This window comes from Caldibacillus debilis DSM 16016 (assembly GCF_000383875.1).
GTDB classification, from domain to species: Bacteria; Bacillota; Bacilli; order Bacillales; family Caldibacillaceae; genus Caldibacillus; species Caldibacillus debilis.
Genome location: NZ_KB912891.1, coordinates 129,841 through 155,135, shown reverse-complemented (window position 1 = coordinate 155,135; position 25,295 = coordinate 129,841). Strand labels below are relative to the sequence as shown.

General features: G+C 52.2%; 21 protein-coding genes and 1 riboswitch. Of the genes, 6 read left to right on the top strand and 15 right to left on the bottom strand.

The genetic code is table 11. The features are described 5' to 3' along the window. Window positions 1-508 precede the first annotated feature (508 nt). The 8 genes from sufB to A3EQ_RS0110645 form a co-directional block, all read right to left on the bottom strand. Window positions 509-1,906 (bottom strand): Fe-S cluster assembly protein SufB, encoded by a 1,398-nt coding sequence (gene sufB, locus A3EQ_RS0110695; protein ID WP_020155174.1) that lies wholly within the window; start codon window positions 1,904-1,906, stop codon window positions 509-511. 17 nt (window positions 1,907-1,923) lie between these two features. Next, a complete protein-coding gene (gene sufU / locus A3EQ_RS0110690) occupies window positions 1,924-2,355 on the bottom strand; it encodes a Fe-S cluster assembly sulfur transfer protein SufU (RefSeq protein ID WP_020155173.1) in 432 nt (143 codons plus the stop codon). Beyond that, window positions 2,345-3,574 carry a cysteine desulfurase gene (locus A3EQ_RS0110685; protein WP_020155172.1) on the bottom strand — a complete coding sequence of 410 codons (1,230 nt, stop codon included), beginning with the start codon at window positions 3,572-3,574 and terminating at the stop codon, window positions 2,345-2,347. Before A3EQ_RS0110685 ends, sufU begins: the two co-directional genes overlap by 11 nt. A gap of 1 nt (window position 3,575) precedes the next feature. Then, entirely contained in the window at window positions 3,576-4,880 is a 1,305-nt protein-coding gene (gene sufD / locus A3EQ_RS0110680) for a Fe-S cluster assembly protein SufD (protein WP_020155171.1), read from the bottom strand. Window positions 4,881-4,897: 17 nt separating this feature from the next. Beyond that, window positions 4,898-5,695, bottom strand: coding sequence for a Fe-S cluster assembly ATPase SufC (gene sufC / locus A3EQ_RS0110675; RefSeq protein WP_020155170.1), 798 nt, complete (start codon window positions 5,693-5,695; stop codon window positions 4,898-4,900). 673 nt (window positions 5,696-6,368) lie between these two features. Then, window positions 6,369-7,202 (bottom strand): MetQ/NlpA family ABC transporter substrate-binding protein, encoded by an 834-nt coding sequence (locus A3EQ_RS0110660; RefSeq protein ID WP_020155167.1) that lies wholly within the window; start codon window positions 7,200-7,202, stop codon window positions 6,369-6,371. A 203-nt stretch (window positions 7,203-7,405) separates the two neighbouring features. Continuing rightward, complete coding sequence (locus A3EQ_RS0110650) at window positions 7,406-8,074, bottom strand: methionine ABC transporter permease (protein WP_020155165.1); 669 nt, start codon at window positions 8,072-8,074, stop codon at window positions 7,406-7,408. Beyond that, window positions 8,067-9,092 (bottom strand): methionine ABC transporter ATP-binding protein, encoded by a 1,026-nt coding sequence (locus A3EQ_RS0110645; RefSeq protein ID WP_020155164.1) that lies wholly within the window; start codon window positions 9,090-9,092, stop codon window positions 8,067-8,069. The genes A3EQ_RS0110650 and A3EQ_RS0110645 overlap by 8 nt, the downstream gene beginning before the upstream one ends. A gap of 97 nt (window positions 9,093-9,189) precedes the next feature. Then, window positions 9,190-9,306, bottom strand: a riboswitch (SAM riboswitch). A gap of 540 nt (window positions 9,307-9,846) precedes the next feature. Between A3EQ_RS0110645 and A3EQ_RS0110630 the strand changes: the two genes are divergently transcribed. Next, window positions 9,847-10,695: an alpha/beta fold hydrolase gene (locus A3EQ_RS0110630; RefSeq protein WP_020155161.1), complete on the top strand. Its 849-nt coding sequence runs from the start codon at window positions 9,847-9,849 to the stop codon at window positions 10,693-10,695. Between the two features lie 589 nt (window positions 10,696-11,284). Here the strand turns inward: A3EQ_RS0110630 and A3EQ_RS0110620 are convergent. Then, window positions 11,285-11,998, bottom strand: a complete 714-nt coding sequence (locus A3EQ_RS0110620; RefSeq protein WP_051091413.1) for a GntR family transcriptional regulator — start codon at window positions 11,996-11,998, stop codon at window positions 11,285-11,287. Window positions 11,999-12,220: 222 nt separating this feature from the next. Between A3EQ_RS0110620 and A3EQ_RS0110615 the strand changes: the two genes are divergently transcribed. The 5 genes from A3EQ_RS0110615 to A3EQ_RS0110590 all read left to right on the top strand — a co-directional run bounded on the left by A3EQ_RS0110615 (window position 12,221) and on the right by A3EQ_RS0110590 (window position 17,807). Then, entirely contained in the window at window positions 12,221-13,546 is a 1,326-nt protein-coding gene (locus A3EQ_RS0110615) for a 6-phospho-alpha-glucosidase (RefSeq protein WP_020155158.1), read from the top strand. Window positions 13,547-13,570: 24 nt separating this feature from the next. Next, on the top strand, window positions 13,571-14,314 hold the full coding sequence (chbG, locus tag A3EQ_RS0110610; RefSeq protein ID WP_020155157.1) for a chitin disaccharide deacetylase: 744 nt from the start codon (window positions 13,571-13,573) through the stop codon (window positions 14,312-14,314). A 30-nt stretch (window positions 14,315-14,344) separates the two neighbouring features. Beyond that, complete coding sequence (locus tag A3EQ_RS0110605; protein WP_020155156.1) at window positions 14,345-15,748, top strand: PTS transporter subunit EIIC; 1,404 nt, start codon at window positions 14,345-14,347, stop codon at window positions 15,746-15,748. A gap of 338 nt (window positions 15,749-16,086) precedes the next feature. Further along, window positions 16,087-16,590 (top strand): Lrp/AsnC family transcriptional regulator, encoded by a 504-nt coding sequence (locus tag A3EQ_RS0110595; RefSeq protein ID WP_020155154.1) that lies wholly within the window; start codon window positions 16,087-16,089, stop codon window positions 16,588-16,590. Beyond that, window positions 16,587-17,807, top strand: coding sequence for an aminotransferase (locus tag A3EQ_RS0110590; protein WP_020155153.1), 1,221 nt, complete (start codon window positions 16,587-16,589; stop codon window positions 17,805-17,807). Before A3EQ_RS0110595 ends, A3EQ_RS0110590 begins: the two co-directional genes overlap by 4 nt. Window positions 17,808-18,106: 299 nt before the next feature. Here A3EQ_RS0110590 and A3EQ_RS0110580 read toward each other — a convergent pair whose 3' ends face one another. The 6 genes from A3EQ_RS0110580 to A3EQ_RS0110550 form a co-directional block, all read right to left on the bottom strand. Beyond that, a complete protein-coding gene (locus A3EQ_RS0110580; RefSeq protein ID WP_020155151.1) occupies window positions 18,107-18,451 on the bottom strand; it encodes a toprim domain-containing protein in 345 nt (114 codons plus the stop codon). Between the two features lie 102 nt (window positions 18,452-18,553). After that, entirely contained in the window at window positions 18,554-18,940 is a 387-nt protein-coding gene (gcvH, locus tag A3EQ_RS0110575; protein ID WP_020155150.1) for a glycine cleavage system protein GcvH, read from the bottom strand. A 145-nt stretch (window positions 18,941-19,085) separates the two neighbouring features. After that, window positions 19,086-19,445, bottom strand: coding sequence for an arsenate reductase family protein (locus A3EQ_RS0110570; protein WP_020155149.1), 360 nt, complete (start codon window positions 19,443-19,445; stop codon window positions 19,086-19,088). 261 nt (window positions 19,446-19,706) lie between these two features. Beyond that, window positions 19,707-21,491: an acyl-CoA dehydrogenase family protein gene (locus A3EQ_RS0110560; RefSeq protein ID WP_020155147.1), complete on the bottom strand. Its 1,785-nt coding sequence runs from the start codon at window positions 21,489-21,491 to the stop codon at window positions 19,707-19,709. A gap of 27 nt (window positions 21,492-21,518) precedes the next feature. Continuing rightward, a complete protein-coding gene (locus A3EQ_RS0110555) occupies window positions 21,519-22,694 on the bottom strand; it encodes an acetyl-CoA C-acetyltransferase (protein WP_020155146.1) in 1,176 nt (391 codons plus the stop codon). Between the two features lie 176 nt (window positions 22,695-22,870). After that, complete coding sequence (locus tag A3EQ_RS0110550; protein ID WP_020155145.1) at window positions 22,871-25,255, bottom strand: 3-hydroxyacyl-CoA dehydrogenase/enoyl-CoA hydratase family protein; 2,385 nt, start codon at window positions 25,253-25,255, stop codon at window positions 22,871-22,873. Window positions 25,256-25,295 lie beyond the last annotated feature (40 nt).

Genomic DNA, 25,295 nt, shown 5'->3' with positions numbered 1-25,295 from the left:
TCATAGCCTCCTTTCTTATAAGGTATATGGATGGCAAGCCCGGTATGACCAGATTATCATTTTTGCCGATCATGAATCGGGCGATGGCACGAAACAATGAAGGACGATGCTGTCCCGGCGTCCGTGCGATTATGTCCGGAGGGGCGGTCCGACGGATAGCAGCCCTCAAATCAAAAAGGAGAATGAATCGATATCCTGAATGCGCGGGAGTGAAACCGGTTTGTTCAAGATGATGAAAAAAGTTCCAGGAGAGGAATTCATCCGAATGACAGACCGGCAAGCAGATGATGCCGCTTGGATCCGGGAGCAGGATGTCAAATGTGCATCCGAACGTTTGGGGGTTGAAAGCATAAAATGACCGCTGACACCGGCCTCCATGCGACCAAGAAAATTGCGGACGGATCGCTGGAGTCGTGTCAGCGGCACGCAAATCAAAATCTAAATTTTTGCGGGCAAATTGTGGGTGCAGCGGACAAGAATGAACGCTGCACCCATGATATGACAAGGATTACCCGATGCTTCCTTCCATCTCGAACTTGATGAGACGGTTCATTTCCACCGCATATTCCATGGGAAGTTCCCGCGTGAACGGTTCGATGAAGCCCATGACGATCATTTCGGTGGCTTCCTGTTCGGAAATGCCGCGGCTCATCAAATAGAACAATTGTTCCTCCGATACCTTCGAAACCTTCGCTTCGTGTTCCAGGGAGATGTTGTCGTTTAAAATCTCATTGTACGGAATGGTATCGGAAGTCGATTTGTTGTCCATGATGAGCGTGTCGCACTCGATGTTGGAGCGCGCCCCGTCGGCCTTCCTGCCGAAATGGACGAGCCCGCGGTAAGTGACTTTGCCGCCTTGACGGGAAATGGATTTCGACACGATGGTCGAGGACGTATTCGGCGCCAAATGGTACATTTTCGCCCCCGCGTCCTGATGCTGCCCTTTCCCGGCGAAGGCGATGGACAAGGTCATGCCCCGGGCGCCTTCCCCTTTCAGCAAAACGGAAGGATATTTCATCGTCAGCTTGGAACCGATGTTTCCGTCGATCCATTCCATCGTGGCGTTTTCTTCGCAAACCGCCCTTTTCGTGACCAGGTTGTAGACGTTCGTTGACCAGTTCTGAATCGTCGTGTAGCGGCAGTAGGCGCCTTTTTTGACGATGATTTCCACGACGGCGGCGTGAAGGGAATCGGTCGTATAGATCGGGGCCGTGCAGCCTTCCACATAATGGACGCTGGCGCCTTCGTCGACGATGATCAGGGTGCGCTCAAATTGTCCCATGTTTTCCGAGTTGATCCGGAAGTAAGCTTGCAGCGGCGTTTCCACCTTCACACCCGGCGGAACGTAAATGAAGGAACCGCCTGACCATACCGCCGAGTTGAGGGCGGCGAATTTGTTGTCCGTCGGCGGGACGACGGTGGCAAAATATTTTTTGAACAGCTCTTCGTTTTCCTTCAATGCGGAATCCGTATCTTTAAAGATGATCCCCAATTTTTCAATATCTTTTTTCATATTATGATAAACGACTTCCGATTCGTATTGGGCGGAAACCCCCGCCAAATATTTTTGTTCCGCCTCTGGAATCCCGAGCCGATCGAAGGTGCGCTTGATTTCTTCCGGCACCTCGTCCCAGGACCGGCTGGTGCGATCGGACGGCTTCACATAATAGGTGATTTCGTCGAAGTTCAGTCCGGACAAATCGCCGCCCCATTGGGGCATCGGCCGTTTATAAAAATGGTCCAGCGCCTTCAGGCGGAATTCGAGCATCCATTTCGGCTCGTTTTTCATGCGGGAAATCTCTTCCACGACTTCTTTGGTCAATCCCCGCTTTGCCCGATAGACGGCGACGTCCTTATCGCGGAAGCCGTATCTATATTCACCGATTTCCGGCATTTTCTTCGCCATCGATCATTCCTCCTTTTTTAATGGTCTTTCAACCCTTTTTCCAACGCTTTCCACGCCAAAGTCGCACATTTGATGCGGGCGGGAAATTTCGCTACGCCCTGAAGGGCAACCGCATCTCCAAGGGCTTCGATTTGTTCGACATCTTTGCCTTGGATCATCTCGGAAAACATTTCAGCCAGACGGAGCGCCGATTCGGTGTCCTTTCCCCTGATCGCTTCGGTCATCATCGACGCGGAGGCCATCGAAATGGAACAGCCTTCCCCTTCAAACTTGACGTCATCCACTTTGCCGCCGTCGATTTTCATCGTCAGGCGGATCCGGTCTCCGCAGGTCGGATTGTTCATGTCCACCGTCAGGCTGCCGTCCTGCAGAACCCCTTTGTTCCTCGGCCGCTTATAATGATCCATGATCACTTGCCGGTATAAGGTTTCCAATTGGTCAAATGACATCGTCGAAAAACTCCTTTGCTTTGCGAAGCCCTTCAATGAACCGGTCGACATCTTCAAAGGTGTTGTAAAGATAGAAGCTGGCCCGGCCCGTGGCCGTCACGCCCAGCCATTTCATCAGCGGCTGGGCGCAGTGATGGCCGGCGCGGATGGCAATTCCGTAAGCATCCAGCACGGTCGCCACATCGTGGGCATGGACGCCGGAAAGATTAAAGGCGATGACACCGCCCCGCCGATCGGGATCCTTGGGGCCGTACCACTCGAGGCCTTCGATCGTCTCCAACTGTTCCATCGTGTAACGGATCAGCGCCCGCTCATGCCTTTCAATTTCCTCCAGCCCGACTTCTTCCAGGAAGTCGATGGCCGCGCCCAAACCGATGGCATCGGCGATAATCGGCGTGCCGCCTTCAAATTTCCAAGGCAGCTCCTTCCATGTCGATTCGTACAATCCGACCGTATCGATCATTTCCCCGCCGAATTCCACCGGTTCCATCTGTTCCAGCCAGCGCCTTTTCCCATATAATACGCCGATTCCCGTCGGCCCGCACATTTTATGTCCGGAAAAGGCGTAAAAGTCGCAGTCCAGATCGCGGACATCCACCTTTTTGTGCGGGGTGCTTTGGGCGCCGTCGACGACAACCACCGCTCCGTGTCGGTGGGCGATCGCCGCGATTTCTTTAATCGGGTTGACCGTTCCCAGCACGTTGGATACATGGGTGATGGCCACAATCTTCGTCCGGTCGGTAATCGTTGCCTTGACATCCTCCAAGTCGATCGTCCCGTCGGCTTGAAGGGGGATATATTTCAGGCGCGCGCCGGTGAATTTTGCCGCATGCTGCCAAGGGATCAGATTGCTGTGATGTTCCATGCAGGTAAGAACAATTTCATCCTCCGGTTTCAAAAAAGCTCGGCCGTAGCTGGAAGCGACGGTATTGATGGCCGTGGTCGTCCCCCTGGTGAAAATGATTTCTTCAACGGACTCGGCATTGATGAATTTTCTCACCTTTTCCCGGGCGGCTTCATACGCCTCCGTCGCCTTCGTCCCCAGGGTATGCACCCCCCGGTGGACGTTGGAATTGTAGGTTTTGTAATAGTGGGTGATCGCGTCGATCACCGGCTGCGGCTTCTGGGAAGTGGCCGCGCTGTCCAAATATACGAGGGGATGGCCGTTGACTTCCTGGTCAAGGATCGGAAACAGGGAACGGACAGCTTTAATATCCATTTTATTTTACTTTCCTTTCTATAACCTCGATCAACTGCTTTTTAACCCCTTCAATGGGCAATTGGTTGACGACCGGAGCGAGGAAGCCGTGGATGATCAGCCGTTCCGCCTCCGCCTTGGGAATTCCCCGGCTCATCATATAATAGAGCTGAATCGGATCGACCCTTCCGACGGAAGCGGCGTGTCCCGCAAGGACATCGTCTTCGTCGATCAACAGGATCGGGTTGGCGTCCCCGCGGGCTTTTTCGCTCAGCATCAAAACCCGCGACTCTTGCTGGGCGTTGGATTTCGAGGCGCCGTGCTCAATTTTTCCGATCCCGTTGAACACGACGGAAGATTTGTCCTTGACGACGCCGTGCTGCAAGATAAATCCTTCCGAAGCTTTGCCGAAATGGATCACCTTGGTGGTAAAGTTTTGGGTTTGTTCGCCCCTGCCGACAACGACCGTTTTCGTATCCCCGTAGGATCCGTCGCCGACAAGCAGGGTGACGTTTTCCGAAACGGTATTGCCGTCGTTCATCAATCCCAGCGCCCATTGGATGGAGGCGTCCTTCCCGGCGACCCCGCGCCGGTTGACGTAGGCGGTAACCCCCTTCGCCAACGTTTCGACGGCCCCGTAAACGATCTTCGCGTTCGTGTTGGCGATCACTTCCGAAACGATGTTGACGATGCCGTCGGAAGCTTCCCGAAGCGAGATGTAATTTTCCACGTAAGTGACGGAACTGTTGTCATCGGCGACGACCAGGACGTGGTTGATCAGCGGCGCGTTTTCGTCGTGGATATAAACGGCTTGCACCGGTTCCTCCACCTGGACGTTCTTCGGAATGTACAGGAACGCCCCCCCGTTAAACAGCGCCGCATGGAAAGCGGTCAGCCGGTGATCGTCGGCCTTGACGGCTTCCGTCATAAAATATTTTTTCACCAAATCGCCGTGCTCCCTCACGGCGGTCAATATATCCGTAAAGATGACCCCTTGGTCGGCCAATTCCTTCGACAGGGATGCGTAGATGGGCTGTTGATCGTATTGGACGTAAAGATTTTTTGCGTTTTCCAGATCGATCAAGGATTTGACCTTTTCCGGCAATTGTTCGATCCCGCCGGCAGGGGCCTTCTCGGAAACGTGCTCGGTGAAACGGGTAAAATTCCATTTGTCGATTTTCGTCTTATCCGGTTTGGGAAGCTCCAGTTGGGATATCCGTTCATAGGCGTTCAGGCGAAAAGTTTTCAGCCATTCCGGTTCCGACCGCCCTGCGGAAAAGGACTCCACGTATTTTTGGTCAAACGGATTTTGTACATCGATCGTCATCTTCATCCTCCTAACCCCTAGGCTTCTTGCCCGACCTCTTCATCTTCCGTTTCGTCTTCAATGCCGAGTTCCTTTTTGATCCAATCGTATCCTTCCGCTTCGAGGCGCAGGGCCAATTCCGGACCGCCGGATTTCACGATGCGGCCTTGCATCATGACGTGGACGTAATCCGGCGTGATGTAGTTTAACAGGCGTTGATAGTGGGTGATGATGATGCAGCCGAAGTTTTCGTTGCGCATCGAGTTAATCCCTTTGGCCACGACTTTCAAGGCGTCGATGTCCAAACCGGAGTCGATTTCGTCAAGGATGGCGATTTTCGGTTCGAGCATCATCAGCTGCAAGATTTCGTTCCGTTTTTTCTCCCCGCCTGAGAACCCTTCATTGACGTAGCGCTGGCCCATGTTGACATCCATTTCCAGCAATTGCATCGTTTGATCCAATTTTTTAATGAACGGCATCAGCGGGATTTCGTTTCCTTCTCCCCGGCGGCTGTTGATCGCCGTGCGCAAAAAGTCAGCGTTCGTGACGCCGCTGATTTCGCTCGGATATTGCATGGCCAGGAAAAGACCGGCTCTGGCCCGTTCGTCCACTTCCATCTCCAGAACATCTTGCCCGTCGAGGGTGACGGTTCCCTTGGTGACTTCATACTTCGGATGGCCCATGATGGCCGCGGAAAGGGTCGATTTCCCCGTGCCGTTCGGGCCCATGATGGCGTGGAATTCGCCGGTTTTCACTTCGAGGTTGACCCCTTTTAAAATTTCTTTGCCTTCAACGGCAACATGCAAGTCTTTAATGGTTAATGTTGAACTCGCCATGTCTATACCTCCATTATTCCATTCAATGTTCATTCTCAATTTATTCTCATTACAATATTATAACAAATGAAAAGTATATTCAACTTGCCGGGTTAACTTTTCCACGGATGCAATCACCAAGATGTGGACGGAAAATGGTTTCCGCCGTACATGGAGACCCTTGAATCCTTGCCGAAGCCTTGGCCGGATGGCGGTTAAAGGCTTGGCCGGCTGTTTCCCTTCTTGTCCGGCGGCCTGGGGCCCGCCCTTGCCCGGGTCCGGTTTCCTGAAAAGGCCCGCGGGAACGGGATTTTCCGGATGGGTTCGGGCCGGGATCCTGAAGCCGAATGAAAACGGAACGGCCGGATTGGGGATTCCATTTTATCAACGATGAATGAAAGGGAACGAAACCAGGGAAATCAGCAAAGATTCTGTTTAATCCATTTTATCAAAAATCCGGGATCTGCGGGGAGACTTCGAGGCTTGCGGATGATTTGATCTTATTATTTTATCAGAAAACGGGATAAAAGAAAGTGCCCCAAAATCCATTTTTGGGACACTCGACGTGGAATCATCTGCGTTTTATTTCTTTGCGAAACCCCGCTCCGCCCGGTCCCCGGAAACGGGACGGTTTCCGCATCGGGCCGGACGATCTTGGCCCTTAAGACGCTCCCGGAGGAGGAACACACCCTTTTTATTTATCGACGGGAACGACCGCTCCGCCCCATTCTTCCAGGATGAAGTCCTGAATTTCCTTCGAATGGAGGACATCCACCAGCGTCTTGATCTCTTCTTTGTTTTCATCCCCCTGGCGGACGGCGATGATGTTGACATAGGGCGAATCCGAATCTTCGATGGCGATGCTGTCCTTCACCGGATTCAATCCGGCGTCGAGGGCGTAGTTGGAATTGATGACGACCGCATCCCCTTCGTTGTTCTTGTAGATTTGGGGCAGCAATTCCGGGGCATACTCGTAGTTGAATTTCAAATGTTTCGGATTTTCCGCAATATCTTTTACGGTAGCCGTGACCTTGTCAACCCCGTCTTTCAGTTTAATTAGCCCGTTTTTCTCAAGCAATGTCAAAATGCGTCCGTGGTCGGGCACGCTGTTACTGATGATGATCGTCGCCCCGTCGGGAAGTTCATCCAGGGATTTGTACTTTTTCGAATAAACCCCGATCGGTTCGATATGGATCCCGCCGGCATTGGCAAATTTGTAGCCGAATTCCTTCATTTGCGCTTCCAAATAGGGAATGTGCTGGAAGTAATTGGCGTCCAAGGATCCGTCATTCAAGGCCGGATTGATCAGTTCATATTTGCTGAAGGTGCGGATATCCAAATCGATGCCTTTTTCTTTCAGGATCGGTTTGGCCTTTTCCAGGATCTTGGCGTGGGGTTCATTCGTCGCCCCGATGACGATCTTTTTCAATTCCCCTTCATCGGAGCCTCCGGTTTTCTCGGATTTCCCGCAGGCCGCAAGGCCGAAAATCAAGGCTACAGCGAAAAGTGCGACAAGCCATTTTTTCATGAAAAATCCCCCTTTGTATTATTGTTTCAATCCTTATCGGATCAATTAACCCGCTTCAAATGCCGCCGAACCCTTGATCCGGCCTTCCCGTCCGAAGGGATTTGCCGGATCTTGATCCTTTCCGGAAGCCGGAAAGACCGGGCCGGTGTCCCGCCATTTCCGGCAGTTTTCCGGGACCCATCCCCCGTCCTTGCGGCGGCCGTTCATCGTTTATCCAATTTTTTCGTTATAAAATCTCCGATAAATTGGATGATAAAGACGATGAGTAAGATCAACAGGGTGGCGAAAAAGGTCACATCGTTTTGATTTTGCGAAAATCCGTCCAGATACGCGTAGTCGCCGAGGCCGCCGGCCCCGATGACGCCCGCGATGGCCGTATATCCGACGAGGGCGATGGCGGTCACCGTAATGCCGGAAACCAATGCCGGCATCGATTCGGGCAGCAAAACCTTAAAAATGATCGTGAAGGTGTTTGCCCCCATCGCCTTTGCCGCCTCAATCACCCCCTTATCGATTTCCCGCAGGCCGATTTCCACCATCCTCGCATAAAATGGAGCGGAACCGATGATCAATGCGGGAAGGGCGGCGTCTGCCCCGATCATCGTCCCGACGAGAAATTTCGTAAAGGGAATCAATAAAACGATTAAAATGACGAAGGGAATGGAACGGAAAATATTGATCAATCCGGAAATAATGCCATAGATCCATCTGTTTTCCCACAGATTGCCCTTCGAGGTCAGAAACACCAATAATCCCAAAATAATTCCAAGTAAAAATATAAAAATAATGGAAATTCCGGTCATATAGAGGGTTTCCCATGTCTTTTGCCATGCTTTCGCCAAATCCACATTCGGAAATATGGCGCTAAACATTTTTCATCACCTCCACGCCGATCTGTTCCGCCGATAAGATCTCAAAGGCCTTCGCCAACGCTTCCGGATCTCCGGCCATTTGCACATACAGGAAACCATAGGCGCCGTTTCTCGTTTGCGAAATGTTTCCATGCAGGATATTGATGTCCAGACCGGTTTCCCTGATCAGTTTGGCGATGATCGGTTTTTCGACGGATTCCCCGGCGAAGGTGAGTTTGACCAATTTTCCTTCGGGATATTTGCGGAAAAGATGTTCGATGGTTTCCGACGGTTCTTCCGTTTCGGTAACTTGCCGGACGAACTGTTTCGTGATTTCCGCTTTCGGCCGTTTAAATATTTCCAAGACCGGGCCGACCTCGACGATTTTTCCCGCCTCCATCACCGCCACCCGATGGCAGATTTTGCGGATGACATGCATTTCATGGGTGATGAGAACGATCGTCAAGCCCAGTTTTTGGTTGATGTCGACGAGCAGCTCCAGAATCGAATCGGTCGTTTGCGGATCCAGGGCCGACGTGGCCTCGTCGCAAAGCAGCACCTTCGGATTGTTCGCCAACGCCCGGGCGATGCCGACCCGCTGTTTTTGCCCCCCGCTCAGTTGGGAAGGATAGGCATCCTCCTTTCCTTCCAAGCCGACCAGTTTAATCAGCTCATCGACCCTTTTTTTCCGTTCCTGTTTCGGCACCTTGGCAATTTCCAACGGGAATGAAATATTCTCCCGGACCGTCCGCGACCAGAGGAGATTAAAATGCTGGAAGATCATCCCGATCTGCTGCCGGGCCTTTCGCAATTCCGCGCCGCGGATATTGTGGATTTCCTTCCCGTCGATAATGACCGAACCCGACGTGGGGGTCTCCAATCCGTTCAGCAGGCGGATAAGGGTGCTTTTCCCGGCGCCGCTGTAACCGATAATCCCGAATATTTCTCCTTCTTTGATCTCCAGATTGACATGGTCAACCGCCGTAACATCTCCGTTTTTCGCCGGAAAAATTTTTGTTAAGTTCTGCACGGAGATCAAAACGTTCCACCCCTTTCCCTGTCGCCATCCATAAAAGGAAAGCGCCTTTCCACAATGAGCAGAAAGGCGCACGATTACGAAACAATCGATTACCTCTCCCTCATCTCTCAAAGTGAATCGCTTCACTTTGTGTGAATTGGCACCATTTCAATGCATACGCATTGACGGTTGCCGGGTTTCATCGGGCACATCCCTCCACCTCTCTTGATAAGAGCTAGGTACTGCCTTATTAAATTTTCATGATGATTGAAATTCTATCACCCTTCTTAAGCCATGTCAATAAAAAAATGAAGGAAAACTTCAATCGCCGCGGCCTTTCGGCAGGAAAAATCCCTTCCATTTTTTGGCCGCCGGAAGGGCCGATCGGGTCCGCCCTTTGGCCGCACGGACAGCCGGGCCCAAACGGATCGGACCGCTTTTCCCGGCCTCCGGGGGCGGCCGGCGATATGCGCGGCATCACCGTTTGCGGATGGCTCATTTTTCCTTTCACCACCCATCCTTCGCGATGAATCCCGAATGGCTGTCCATACAGCAGGGAAAACCTCCTTCATCCGCGGATGAATCCCCCTTTCCGCGGCCCGGTCGGGCCGTTCATTCGCCAAAAACTTTTCCTGAAGGAAATCGCTGCCCGGATGGCGAATCATGAAAAAAGTTGAGTTAGGATGCTTTCCTTTTTAGGGAACGCGGGGAGCTCCATTTCCCCGCCAACTGCAGCCGTTGGGCCGGGATTCTTTCTTTTTTAGGAGGTTTTCGTATGTGGCAAAGAGAAATGGCGGATACCCGCAGGGGAAAGTTCGAGATATTCACCCGGGGCGAGGGCAGCCCGCTCTGCATTACCCATTTCTATAGCGAATTCAACGAACGGGGCTATTATTTTGCCGATGCATTTACCGGCCATTTCAAAGTTTATCTCACCAACTTGAAAGAGGCGGGAAACTCTTGCAAAGCGGATTCGGAGCGGGAACTGGGCATGGAAGAAACATGCAAGGATTTGGAATCCGTCCGGGAAGCGCTCGGCATCGAGAAATGGGGATTCGCCGGCCATTCCGCCGGCGGGATGCTCGGGCTGGTCTATGCGGCCATTTTCCCCCGTTCCTTAACAAAAATCTTGATCGGCGGGGCCTCCGCAAGCAAGGATTACATGGAACATGAAGGCAGCATGTACAGTCCGAAAAGCCCATTGAACAAAAGGCTGAAAGCCTTGTTTTCCATCCTGAAATCCCCGTCATCCGCGAAGGAAGAACGGGCAAAGGCCATGAGGGAATGGACGGAAATGTCCCTTTACAGGCCGGAGAAATTCGAGGACTATTTTTCCAGGCCGAGCAGCGGAAGGGTCGTGCAAAATAGATTGGATTACTTTTCGTTTCACGAATTGCCCAACTACGACATTCGGGAGAAATTAAAACATGTCCCCGTTCCGGCCTTCATTTATTGCGGCAGATACGATGCCCAATGCCCGCTCCCGTTCTCGGAAGAAATCCATCGGTTGCTGCCGGATTCCAAACTGTTCGTGTTCAACCAAAGCAACCACGTCCCGTTTTTGGAAGAGGAGGATTTATTCAAGGAGATGGTGCGCCAATTTGCGGAACTGGGCAATGCGTAAGATTTGCTCATGCTGTTTCGGCAGCCGCATTCGGGGAACGCATGGGGCCCGTCAGATACGTTTTTATAGACGGGATAAGTTCGTGAATCGGCAGCCCGTTTCTCGGAATAAAAACCAAAACGGGATTGCCGCCAACGCCGGTGAATTTTATGAGGATAAAATCTTCGTGGCCAGCATTCTGGCGGCGGGCAGCCCTTTCTCCGGCTGATGCCGTATCAGAAAGGCAGGATCATGAACAAAGGAAAAGGAATCTGCGAGAAAAAAGGAAAATTTGAACCGGGAATTCATCATCCGGGGTCCGGCCACGGCCCCGTCTCCGCCGGAAGCCGCAAAGACCCAGCCCAAACCGGAAAAAACATGCCGCAACAAAATGAAAAACCCGATTGTCATGACGGCGCCCCTCAAAAAGAGCCTTGATAGATCAAGTCCTCCTATTTGTGTAAAATCCTGCTCCCAGTCAAGGGAACATCGCCTTCCGGGAATGGATCCGCTTTGCGCCCGCTTCTTTTTACACAAATTTTTGGACTTCATCGCCTTGATATGCATTTTCAGAAACTTGGCGAAAGGGACCGGCCCTTCCTTAGCCGCCTTACATCCGCTTGGAAGAAAACTTAAAGGTGTATTTGTCGCTTCGAAAATAAAGTTTCGTATATTCAAATACGGTGCCGTCTTCCAAATATGCCCAGGCAGACATGTAAATGAGCGGCAGGTCTTTTGGCGTCCGCAGCAATTGATTCAGGCTCTTGTTCGGGAAAATCGCCGAAATCTCCCCTCTTCTCTCCTTAATTTGATACCCTTTCCTTTCAACATAGTCGTATTTGGATTTCGACATCACTTCAACGGACAGATCCGGGAACAGTTTTTCCGGCAGATAGGTTTCCTCCAATATCATCGGCTCCTCCCCGACACAGCGCAAACGGCGTACGAAAAACACCCGCTCATCTTCCTTCAAATGCAAAATGTCCCGAACTTGCCGGTCCGGATATTCCAGGCGAAATTCCAAGATTTTATTGATCGGGTTTTGCTGCAGCTGCAGCATTTCCTCCGTAAACCCTTGAAGCTTGTAAATATCGTGATTGATCTTTTCCGTTTTTACATACGTGCCGCTGCCTTGAATTTTATATAAAATCCCCTCTTTCACCAACAAATCGATCGCCCGGCGAATCGTGACCCTGCTCACCTTGTATTTTTCCGCCAGTTTGTTTTCCGGCAAGATCGCTTCATCCTTCCCCAAATTCGACAAGATAATGTCTTCTTTGATTCTTGATGCGATTTGCCGATAGAGAGGCGTTGATCGGTTCACGATTAGATTCCCTCCAAAATTTCACCATGTTTAAATACAAATATATAACAAATTTTTTTGTCTTTCATTATTTATTTTTTACAAAATGAGGTAATTCCATGGTTTTTCCCCGATCGGCGAAAAAATGTCTTCATATTTGTATTAAAATTGTATTGTATTTGTATCTAATTTATGATATATATGAAGTATCCCAATACTTCACATCTTGAGGAGGCCTCTTCGATGAAAAAGCAGCGCCTTGTGATTGCAGGCAGTGGAAGCACTTACACGATCGGGATGGTCATGAGCCTGATTGCCGAAAAAGAGAATTTCCCCCTGGAAAGCCTTGTCTTTTACGATATCGATGAAAAAAGGCAAGCGCTGAATGCGAAGGCCACGGAAATTTTGCTGAAGGAATACTACCCGGAGCTGAGGTCCTTCACCTACACAACGGACAAGAAGGAAGCCTTTAAAAACGCCGATTTCGTTTTTGTGCAAATTCGCACCGGCGGACTGAAGATGCGGGAAAAAGATGAACAAATCCCGCTGAAATACGGCGTCGTCGGCCAGGAAACATGCGGTCCCGGCGGAATGGCTTACGGGCTTCGATCCATTAAAGATATGATCGAACTGATTTACGACATCCGAAAACAATCCCCCGATGCCTGGATTTTGAACTACACCAATCCGGCGGCGATCGTGGCTGAAGCATTAAAAAGAGAATTCCCCGACGATCGGAGAATTTTAAACATATGCGATATGCCCATCGCCATTATGGTCAGCTATGCGAAAATTTTAGGTCTGGAAGTTTGGGACCTGGTTCCGGAATATTTCGGGCTGAACCATTTCGGCTGGTTTACCAAAATTTACGACAAAAGCGGAAACGACCTTACCGAACGATTGAAAAACTTGATCATCGAAAAAGGATTCAAACCGGAAGATGCGGAGATTGCCAATGATCCGTCCTGGATTAAAACCTTTGAACAAGCCAGGAAAACCTTGATGGACTTTCCTGAATATTTGCCGAATACCTATTTGCAATATTACCTCTACCCCGAGGAAATGGTGAAGAAAGAAGATCCGAACCATACGAGAGCCCGCCAAGTGATGGAAGGCCGGGAAAAAAGGGTTCGGGAACTATGCCGGCGCATCATTGAAAAAGGTACGGCTGCCGGGGAAGACCTTCACGCGGATATTCACGGCGTCTACATGATCCGTGCCGCAGAATCGCTGGCGTATAACTTGCATCAATATTTTATCGTCATGGTGGAAAACAGGGGGGTCATTCCGAATCTCCCGCAAGATGCCATGGTGGAAGTCACGTGCGTGTTAACGAGCGACGGCCCGAAGCCCTTCGCCGTCGGTGAAATCCCGACCTTTTACAAAGGCTTAATCGAGGGGCAATTCGCCTATGAAAAATTAGTGGTCGACGCCTACTATGAAAAAAGTTATTTGAAACTCCTGCAAGCTTTAACCTTGAATCGGACGGTGGTCGACACGGATAAGGCGAGACGGATTCTCGATGAACTGATCGAGGCAAACAAAGGCTATTGGCCGGATTTGAAATAAATCTTCCTGAAAGAGGTGACAAAAATGAAAAAACTGATCATCAACGCGGATGACTTCGGTTATTCCCGTTCCGTCAATTACGGGATTATCGACGCCCATCAATTGGGGATATTAACATCCACCACTTTAATGACAAACATGCCGGGTGCAGGGCACGCAGCCGAACTTGCCAAAGCCAACCCTTCTTTAGGGGTTGGCGTGCACCTCGTCCTTACCTGCGGGAAACCGTTGCTGAAGCATCATAAAACGATTGCCGATATGAACGGAAATTTCCGCAGATTGGATTACTATAAAGGCGCCTTTACCATCGATTTGGATGAGGTTTACGAAGAATGGAAGGCGCAAATCGAAAAATTCCTGTCATTCGGGCTGATCCCCACCCATTTGGACAGCCATCACCATATCCATTCCTTCGGAAATATTCCGGAAGTCTTTTTGACGCTGGCAAAGGAATATCGCTTGCCCGTCCGGGGCAATATGCCAAAGGATTGGATGGATACTGCGAGACAAAAGGGAATAAAAACGACCGATTATTTTTGTTATCAAATTGAAACCGTTTTAAAGGATCATACCCTTGAACAGCTATTCGAAAATTATGATTCGATAGAGATTATGACCCATCCGGCTTATCTGGATAAAAGTGTGATCGCAAACTCGTCCTATGCTTATCCGCGGGTGGATGAACTGGAAATGTTAATCCATCCGGAACTCGTCCGAAAGGTGAAATCCTTTACCGATATCAAACTAGCCACTTATCGAGATATCTAAAATCTATGCGGGATTCGGGAGGAGATCAACATGAAAAAATTTTTGCAAAGATTGGGAAAAAGTATGCTATTGCCAATTGTCGTGCTGCCGATCGCCGGGCTGCTCCTGCGGCTAACGGCTCCGGACATGCTGAATATTCCTTTGTTCCAGGCATCCGGGATCATTTTGAGCAACATGGATGTGATTATCGCCATTGGGATCGCCATCGGTTTCGCCAATACGAAAGATAAAGGCATCCCGGCTTTCACCGGCTATCTGGCCATCGTCGTCCTCAAAGAAGGCTTGCGGATCATGAATCCCGAATTGAATATGAGCGTTTTCGGGGGAATATTAGCCGGTCTGCTCGCGGCCTATATTTATAATCAATTTAAAGATACGAAACTCCCAAGCATGTTCGCCTTCTTCAGCGGAGAAAAATTCCCGATCACGATGATCGTCCTGGTGATGATCCCCGTCGCCGGCATTTCCGCATGGGTCTGGCCCTATGCGCAAAACGGCATCGATGCTTTCAGCCAAACCCTCGTGAAATTGGGGGCGGTCGGCATTTTCATTTTCGGATTTTTAAACCGGTTTTTGCTTCCTTTCGGTTTGCATCACGTCATCAATACGTATGTCTATTTCGGGCTCGGGGAGTACACGACGAAAACCGGCGAAGTCGTCAACGGAGAGATTACCCGCTTTTTAAACGGGGATCCGACGGCAGGATTTTTCATCGGCGGCTTCTTCGTGACCATGTTGTTCGGCATCCCGGCCATCGCCTTGGCCATTGCCCGCGCGGCAAAATACAAAAAAGCGGAAACAAAGGCATTAATGTCTTCCGGGGCGGCCACTTCCTTTGTAACCGGTATTACGGAACCGATTGAGTTCACCTTCTTGTTCACATCGCCGCTGTTGTACTTTATCCATGCGGTCTACACGGGATTGGCCGGCGCCGTATTATATCTGCTTCATATCAGACACGGTTTTTCCTGGGGGGCCGGCGTCATCGACTACGTATTGAACCTGGGATTGTCTGACAACGGCTTAATGATCATTCCGGTTGGGATCTGCTTCTTCGTATTGTATTATTTGACGTTCTACTTCCTTATTAAAAAGAAAAATATTCCCGTCATGGGACAAGTTGAGGACAAAGTGTTCGCCGCGGACGCGGGGGAAGAAGAGCAGTCATTGAAACTGACCCATTCCAATTATGAATACATGGCCAGAAAAATTGTTCAATATATCGGCGGCAAAGAAAATATTGTTTCTTACGAAAACTGCATGACTCGAATCCGTTTGGAGCTGAAGGATACTTCCCTCATCGACGAAGAAAAAATTAAACAAACCGGGGCCCACGGTGTAATTAAAGTCAATGACCGTTTGGCGCAAATTGTCATCGGCCCCCAAGTCACAAACGTGATGAAAGAATTTGAAAAAATCGTGGAAGAATCATAAAGCCGGCGTTTGACGGAAAGGCAGGCACTTCACCATGTGGAGTGCCTGTTTTATTGGACGGGCCCATATATGGGATGCTTCGGCGGTGGAAATCCCTGTTCCCAAGGGGCTCGAGCAAGGCGGCATCCGGCAGGCGGCATTTCCCATCCTTTTTCTTTAAAAGCCGATTCTTTATTGTAGGGATGTTGTCATAGTGTTAATATGGGAAGGGAAAGGAATCTGGCAAATCCCGCGGCGCGGCCGTGAAATTTGTTTTTTCAAAATATTCTTTACTTAATTGATTCCTCAACAAACGCTGCCTGGCCAATAGGAAAACTTCTTGCAGAGGAGTGGTGTTCATGCGACTGACGAAGGAGGAATTGGAGATTTTGGCGATCTTGGAGGAAAACCACCGCACGCCCGTTGAAACGATCGCCATGCAAGTCCAGACAACCCCGGAGAACGTGAAAAAAATCATCGAAAGATTGGAAAAGGAAAAGATCATCGTCAGCTATCCGGCCCTCATCGATTGGAACAAAATCGATGGCAAGGAGCATGTCGTCGCCATGATCGATGTCAAGGTCACGCCGAAACGGGGAGTCGGATTCGACGAAGTGGCCGAACGGATTTACCGCTACCCGGAGGTGACCTCCCTCTACCTCATGTCCGGGACTTATGATTTTTCGGTCACCGTGGAAGGAAAAAACTTGAAAGATATCGCCACCTTCGTTTCCGAAAAACTGGCGACGATCGAAAACGTGGTCTCGACTACCACCCATTTTTTGTTGAAAAAATATAAACATGACGGGGTCATCATCGAGGGAAAACAAGATAAGGACCGGAGAATGGTGATCACCCCATGAAAAATCCCGAAAGCTATCTGTCCGAAACAGCCGCCCGCCTGCGGCCGTCCGGCATCCGCAAATTTTTCGATCTGGCGAGCAATATGGAAGATGTGATTTCCTTGGGCGTCGGCGAACCGGATTTTGTCACGCCTTGGGGCATTCGGGAAGCCGCCATCGCTTCCTTGGAAGAAGGATATACTTCCTACACGGCGAATGCGGGACTCATCGAGCTGAGGCGGGAGATCTCCGCCTACTTGCAGAAAAAAATCGGCGTCAAATACGATGCCGGACAAATCCTGGTCACCATCGGGGCCAGCCAGGCATTGGACCTTGCCTTCCGGGCGATGCTCAACCCGGGCGATGAAGTGCTGATCATCGAACCGGCTTTCGTTTCTTACGCCGCCCTCGTCACCTTGGCCGGCGGAAAACCGGTAACGATTCCCGCCCCCGCCGAAAACGGATTTAAAATCACGCCCGAACAACTGGAATCCGCCATCGGTCGCCGCACGAAGGGGATCTTAATCTGTTCGCCCAACAACCCGACCGGCACCTGCTTCAACAAAGAGGAGCTTGCGGCCTTGGCCGAAGTCATCGAAAAACACGACTTAATCGTTTTTTCCGATGAAATTTACGGAGAATTGACTTACGACGGGGAATACGCGAGCATCGCCGCCATCGGCGGCATGAAAGAGCGGACGATTCTGATCAGCGGCTTCTCCAAAGCCTTTGCGATGACGGGCTGGCGATTGGGGTATGCCGCCGGTCCGAAACCATGGATCCAGGCGATGCTGAAAATCCATCAATATGCGGCCATGTGCGCCCCCCATATGCTCCAGCACGGGGCGATGGAAGCCTTGCGGAACCATGAGGAAGACGTAAAAAAAATGCGCGACAGCTACCGGAGAAGGAGGAATTACCTCGTCGCCGCCCTGAACAAAATCGGTCTCGACTGCCATATGCCGGGGGGAGCCTTCTACGTCTTTCCCTCCATACAAAAAACCGGCCTGACTTCGGAGGCCTTCGCGGAAGAATTGCTCAAAAAGGAAAAAGTGGCCGTCGTTCCGGGGAACGCCTTCGGCGAAAGCGGGGAAGGATACATCCGGTGTTCCTACGCCACCTCCATGGAACAGCTGCAGGAAGCCATCCGCCGCATCGAAAGATTCGTCGGAACCCTCCTGCCGGGGAAAAAAGGCGGGAACGAAGGGACGGCCAAGGCGGAATACATGAACGTCTGAGCGGGATCGATCCGGCCGCATGCCCGGGACCGGCCGCCGAAGCATGCAGAACCTTCAAGCCTCGGCAAAGCTTTCCGGGGCGCAGGCAAAAGCTGATGACCAGGCGGACCCAAAAATGGAAATTAATGAACAATCCTTGGCTCCTGTCCCCGCTCCAAGCCGCATCCGGCCAAATCCGGCGGCGCCGGAAAAGGAACGGCACAGAAAAACGCGCAAAAAAAGCCGGGTCCCTTGAACGCATGAACCGGGACCGGCTTCCAAACATTTCTCCCCTTCCGATGATGACGGGAAGCGGCGGGCTATAAAAATTCCCTTTTCACCGCGATATTCGCCCGCAAAAGAACTTGGGCCACATGCCTGTCCGGCGCCGCCGCGACTTCCCGGTAGGATCGGTCGATGTATAGATGTTTCGCCTCGGGAAACTCCCGTCTCAGCTTTTTTCTCAGCTTTTCCCCCGATTCGTCGGCATCGGTCAGGATAAACAGCTCCCTGCCGGGCAAGCGGTCCGTCCATTCGTCGATTTTTCCGATCCCGATGGTCCCGTTGGTGCAGATGACCTCCACCGGCTCGTCAACGACGGCGAGCACCTTCCTTTTGTCGGTCTTTCCTTCCACGACGATGACTTTCCATTCCGAATCCGTCATGCTGATCACCTTTTTTCATTCTTCCCCTGCGCCGCGCGGAAAAAACGCCGCCCGTTTCCCGCTGAAAGAAGAGCGCCTGAAGAAACAGGCGCCCGAACGGACTTATTCTTTTTCGCTGATCCATTCACTGTATTCATCGGCCGATAAAAGCTTCTTCAGTTCGTCGGGATCGGTAGGTTCCACAACGATCATCCATGCCTTTTCGTAGGGGGACTCGTTGACAAATTCCGGATGGTCGCCCAGTTCTTCATTCACTTCGACCACTTTTCCGCTGACCGGCGCATACAATTCGGATACGGTTTTTACCGATTCCACGCTGCCGAACGGCTCACCGGCCTTGACTTCCGTTCCCGCTTCGGGAAGTTCGACGAAGACGATATCCCCCAGCTCCGATTGGGCAAAATCGGTGATGCCGACCCGGATCCGGCCTTCTTCCACCTTCACCCATTCATGTTCTTTCGTATAGAGAAAATCCTTCGGTGTTTCCATTTTCTCTTACCCCTCCACATCCGTATATCATCCTGAATTTTTTTCCTCTCATCCGCGGGAATTTGTATCCTGCGGCGGCCTTTGCATGCGAAATTGGAAATCCGGCCGCTCCGATGGACGGCCGTCCTACCCCCGCTCCGGAGATTTAAGGCAGCCAATGCTTTTCAAATTCCTCTTCCGAAAAGCCGACGGTCACCTGCGAACCGTCGGTCACGAGCGGCCGCTTAATCAGCATGCCGTCCGATGCCAGAAGATCCAGCAGCTCCGATTCGGAAGCCGTCTTCAATCGTTCCTTGACGCCCAGCTCCCGGTATTTTTGCCCGCTCGTGTTAAAGAATTTTTTCAATTCCAAACCGCTTTGCCTGTACAGTTTTTCCAACTCTTCGCGGGAAGGGGGATTTTCCGCGATGTGGACGGCCCGGTAATCCACCTGATGGTCGTCCAGCCATTTTTTGGCTTTCCGGCAAGTGGAACATTTCGGATACCAGTAGAACGTGACAGCCACAGGTTCATCACCTTCCGATACGTACTAAACCCATTATATCATTTCCTCGGGGAAAGCCAATATTCGATCGTCCGGCGGCCGCCCCTTTCCTGCTCAGGCGGATAAAAAGCGAGGGGGCGAAATCCTTTAAGGAAACAGGAATAACGCCTCCCCGGCAAAAGAAAAAGGCCCGGACGAATCCGGGCGCAGGGACGGAAAGCTTCAAGCGATTTCCGCCTCGAAAACTTTCTTTTTCAGCCGTCCCAGAAGGTATGGAAGGCTTCACACGACGTATTTTTCCGCTTCGATGATCCGGTCCGCCGCCTCCCGTTTTTTCGGAATCACGTTGACGGGATCGCGGCGCGTCAATTTCCGCAAAGCGGATAGCATCAACCGCTGCTGGTCGCCTTCGGATACGGCGAGCAAGGTTTCTTTCGCATCCAGTTCGAGCTTGTTAAAGGCTTCTTCGCAGAAGATTTCCGTATACAAAATCTTCTGTCTGCTCTTTTCCGGCCCCTCTTTGGCGATCGCCTTTTCCGTCCGCAGCAAGGCCGATTCCATGGCGTACACGCCGGAAACCATGTCGGCGAGATTGACCAGGATCTCCTGTTCCTTTTCCAGATCGTTGCCGAATCTTTGCGCGGCCAGCCCGGCGGCCATCAAGGTGATCTTCTTGGCGTTTGCCGTCAAATATTTCTGCAGGGCAAGGGGCTCGTTCGGGATCTCCCGGGGCGCAAGCATCATCAGCTCTTCCTGAAGCGCCTGGGCTTTTTCCAGGAGCGGGAGTTCGCCCCGCAATGCCCGCTTGAAGAACGTGCCGGGAACCAGCAGGCGGTTGATTTCATTCGTACCTTCGAAAATCCGGTTGATCCGGGAATCCCGGTAGGCCCTTTCAATTTCGTAATCTTGCATAAAACCGTAACCGCCGTGGATCTGCACGCCCTCATCGACGACGTGATCCAGCGTTTCCGTGGCAAACACCTTGTTCAAGGAGCATTCGATGGCATATTCGGCGATGGCTTTGGCAATCTCTTTGCCGTCCTTGGCCTGTTCTTCGCTCAGGCTGCCCAGCCGTTGGTCGAAAAGGCCGACGGTCCGGTAAACGGAGCTCTCCGCGGCGTAAATCTCCGCGGCCAGCGTGCCGAATTTTTCCTTCGTCAAATGAAACTGGGCGATCGGCGTGTTAAATTGCCGGCGTTCTTTGGCATATTTGACGGTGATTTCAAAGGCGTGTTTCGCACCGCCGACGGCCCCGACGCCGAGTTTGTAGCGGCCGATGTTCAGGATGTTGAAGGCGATGACGTGGCCGCGGCCCACTTCCCCGAGGAGGTTTTCGACGGGAACGGGGACGTCCTGCAAAATCAGCGTCCTTGTCGAAGAGCTTTTGATCCCCATCTTCTTTTCTTCCTGGCCGGTGGAAACCCCGGGGAAATCCCGTTCCACGATGAAGGCGGAAAACTTGTCGCCGTCCACCTTCGCATAAACGATGAACACATCGGCGAATCCGGCGTTGGTGATCCATTGTTTTTCCCCGTTTAAAATGTAATGGGTGCCGGCTTCGTTCAACTTGGCGGTCGTTTTCGCCCCGAGGGCGTCCGACCCCGAACCCGGTTCGGTCAGCGCATAGGCGGCGATCTTTTCGCCGGTGGCCAAGGCCGGCAAATATTTCCGCTTTTGCTCTTCCGTGCCGAACAGGACGATCGGCAGCGTGCCGATGCCCACATGGGCGCCGTGGGAGATGGAGAAGCCCCCCGCTTTGGACATTTTTTCGGCGATCAAGGCCGAACTGATTTTATCCAGCCCCAGTCCGCCGTAATCTTCCGGGATATCGGTGCCCAGGAGCCCCAATTCCCCGGCCTTTTTTAGAAGCTTTACGGAAAGGTCGAATTCGTGGTTCTCCAGCCTGTCCAGCACCGGCAGCACTTCCTGCTGGACAAAATCTTCCGTCGTTTTGGCGATCATATGGTGCTCTTCGGTAAAATCCTCCGGCGTGAACACCTGTTCCGGCTTGATTTCGTCGATTAAAAAGCTTCCGCCCTTCACGGCTTGATCCGTTTGATTCGCCATAAATATTCCTCCCCCTTGTTTTTCGCATTAATCCAATAACTCGAAAACTCCCGCTGCGCCCATCCCCCCGCCGATGCACATCGTCACGATGCCGAATTGGACGTTCCGCCTTCTCATTTCGTGGATCAGCGTCAGCGTCAATTTCGTCCCCGTGCATCCGAGGGGATGGCCCAAAGCGATGGCCCCGCCGTTTACGTTGACGATCTCTTCATCGAGGCCGAGTTCCCGGATAACCTGGATGGATTGGGAAGCAAAGGCTTCGTTCAGTTCGATCAGCCCGATGTCTTCCAGCTCCAATCCGGCCAGTTTCAGCGCCTTCGGCACGGCCTCCACCGGGCCGATGCCCATGATTTCCGGACGCACCCCGGCGACGGCGAAGGAGCGAAATTTGGCCAGGGGCTTCAGCCCCTCCGCCTCCGCCTTTTCCCGATCCATCAACAACACGGCCGCCGCTCCGTCGCTCATCTGCGACGAGTTCCCCGCCGTCACCGTCCCGTTGACGGAAAAAACGGGCTTTAATTGGGAAAGGACCTCCACGTTCGTCTCCGGCCTGACCCCTTCGTCCTGGGCAAAGGTGACCGTTTTTTCCACCAGCTTGTTGTTTTCCACGGTCCGGACCGGGACTTCCACGGGGACGATCTCTTCGTTGAACTTCCCTTCCCGAATCGCCCGGGCGGCCCTTTGATGGCTTCTTGCCGCAAATTCATCCTGGTCCCTTCTGGTCACGCCGAACCGCTTCGCCACTTCTTCGGCGGTATGCCCCATGCTCATATAATACTCGGGCGCTTCTTCGGCGAGCCGGGCATTCGGGCGCACGACATGCCCCATCATCGGAACGAGGCTCATCGATTCGACGCCTCCCGCGAGGACCGCCTCGGCGTGGCCGAGCATGATCCGTTCGGCCCCGTAGGCGATCGATTGCAAACCCGAGGAGCAATACCGGTTGATGGTAATGGCCGGAACGGTATGGGGAAGGCCGGCCAGCGCCCCTATGTTTCTGGCGATATTCAAACCTTGTTCCGCCTCCGGCATGGCGCAGCCGATGATCAAATCATCGATCGGGCCGTCGTAGTCCCCGGCCCTTTTCAGCGTTTCCTTTACGACAAGGGCGCCCAAATCGTCGGGCCGCATGTTTTTCAGCGCGCCCTTCCTCGCCTTGCCGACGGGCGTTCTTGCCCCGCTGACAATCACAGCTTCCTTCATATTTCTCCTCCCCTTTGCGGATCGATAGAATCGTAGCCCGAAAAAGAGACGGATCGCGCCGGCGAGACCGGTGCCGCCGGATGCTCCGGCCGGAAGGCCGGATCCGTCCTCCCGCTTTCCCGGCCGCTGAAAGCCCTTTCGGAAATGCCGACGCCGTTTCTTTCCGGGTCTTGTCTTCAGTTTCTCAGCGGTTTGCCTTTCAATAACATATGCTGCATTCTTTCTTGGGTTTTCGGTTCGCCGATCAGGCTCAAAAAAGCTTCCCTTTCCAGATCGAGCAAATATTGTTCGTCCACTTCCGTACCGAACGGGACTTTCCCTCCGGCGAGGACATAGGCCAATTTTTTGGCGATTTTCAGATCGTGGTCGGAAATGTAGCCGGAGCGGTGCATCGTTTGCGCCGCCAACAACATCGCCGCATAGCCCGTTTCCCCGGCGACGGGAATCTTTTTGCGGGCTTTCGGGCGGAATCCCTTCTCATATAGCTCCAGCACCCTTTGTTTCGCGTCGTAAAGCAGATGGTCGGGATTCACGCTGATCGAATCTTCCGGCGACAGGAAGCCGTTTTCCCTCGCTTCCTCGGCGGAAGCGGACACTTTGGCCATGGCGACCGTTTCAAAAACCTTCATCACCACATCCTGCAAATCGACTTTGATCCCTTGGGGCAGGCGTTCCAGATGCTTCACGTACAATTCTTTGCTGCCGCCCCCGCCGGGAATCAGGCCGACCCCCACTTCCACAAGGCCGATGTAGGTTTCCATCGAAGCCTGAATCCTTGGCGCGTGGAGGCAGACTTCCGCTCCGCCGCCCAAGGTCATGTTGAAGGGAGCGGCAACCACCGGTTTTTGGGCGTATTTGATCCGCAGCATCGCCTGCTGGAATTGGCGGACGACAAGATCCAGCTCATCGAAGTTTTCGTCCTGCGCCTCCATCAGCATTAAGGCGATATTGGCCCCGACGCAGAAATTTTTTCCCTGGTTGCCGATGACCAATCCTTTGAAATTTTTTTCCGCTTCCTCGACGGCGGCATTGATCATCTGGATGATATCCATGCCGATGGCGTTGTTCGGCGAATGGAACTCCAGGAGGGCAACGTCATCCCCGAGGTCGATCAAGCTCGCCCCGGCGTTTTTCTTGATGACGCCGTGTTCCTCCTTCCACAATTTCAAATGGATCGTCTTTTTATTCTCCCGGACCGCCTTGTATTCCCCTTGATGGTAATAATACACCTTGCCCTTTTCCGTTTTATAGAAGGATTTGAACCCTTTGGCGAGCATTTCCTTGACCCAGCCGGGAACGACATAGCCTTCCTTCTCCATCCGCTCGACGGATTTTTCCAGGCCGATGGCGTCCCAGGATTCGAAGGGCCCCAGTTCCCAGCCGAACCCCCATTTCATCGCCTGGTCGACGGCCACCAGATCGTCGGCAATGGCGTAGGCCCGTTCGGCGGCATAGATCAGGGTCGGGGCAAAGATGTTCCAAAGCAATCGTCCCGCCCGGTCGTCCGCATAAACCAATGCCTTCAATTTATTTTTCGCGCCCCTCTGCTGCTTCGCCGCTTCGGTTGAAGCCGTTTTCAATTTTTTCCGCGGGACGTAATCCATCGCCCGGATGTCCAATTCAAAAATTTCTTTTCCCTTCTTCAGGTAAAAGCCTTGCCCGCTTTTTGCGCCGAGCCAGCCCTTTTCCAACATTTTTAAAACGAAGTCCGGGACCTTGAAGACTTCCTTTTCTTCCCCTTCCACCTGGTGGTAGACGTTATTGGCCACGTGGACGAAGGTGTCCAAGCCGACCACATCCAGGGTCCGGAAGGTGGCGCTTTTCGGTCTTCCGATCAAAGGTCCGGTCACCGAATCCACTTCCCCGATGGAATACCCCCCTTTCACCATCTCCCGGACGGTAACGAGCAATCCGTATGTGCCGATCCGGTTGGCGATGAAGTTGGGCGTGTCTTTGGCAATGACGACGCCCTTCCCCAAGACGTCTTCCGCGAAGGTTTTCATGGTTTCGGTCACTTCCGGATCGGTCTCCTCCGCCGGAATGATTTCCAGCAGCTTCAAATAGCGGGGCGGATTAAAGAAGTGGGTCCCCAAAAAATGCCTTTTGAAATCTTCCGAACGGCCTTCCGCCATCTGTCGGACGGATATCCCCGAGGTGTTGGAGCTGACGATGGATCCCGGGCGGCGATAACGGTCGATTTTTTCGAATACCGATCTTTTCACTTCCAAATTTTCCACGACCGCTTCGATGATCCAGTCGGCTTCCCGGATGCGGGGCAGATCGTCTTCCAAGTTCCCCGCTTCAATGAGCTCCAAATTTTCCTTTTTCGTTAAAGGAGCCGGCTTTTGTTTCAGCAGTTTAGCTTTGTTCGTTTCCGCGATCCGGTTGCGGACCGCCTTATCCTGCAAGGTCAGCCCCTTCTCTTTTTCTTCCGGCGTCAAGTCTTTTGGGACGATATCGAGCAGCAATACCGGTATTCCGACATTGGCCAAATGGGCGGCGATTCCTGACCCCATCACGCCGGATCCGATCACGCAGGCTTTCCGGATCTTTCGTACCATGGTTTCTCCTCCCCTTCGCATTTGAATGAACGCTCATTCA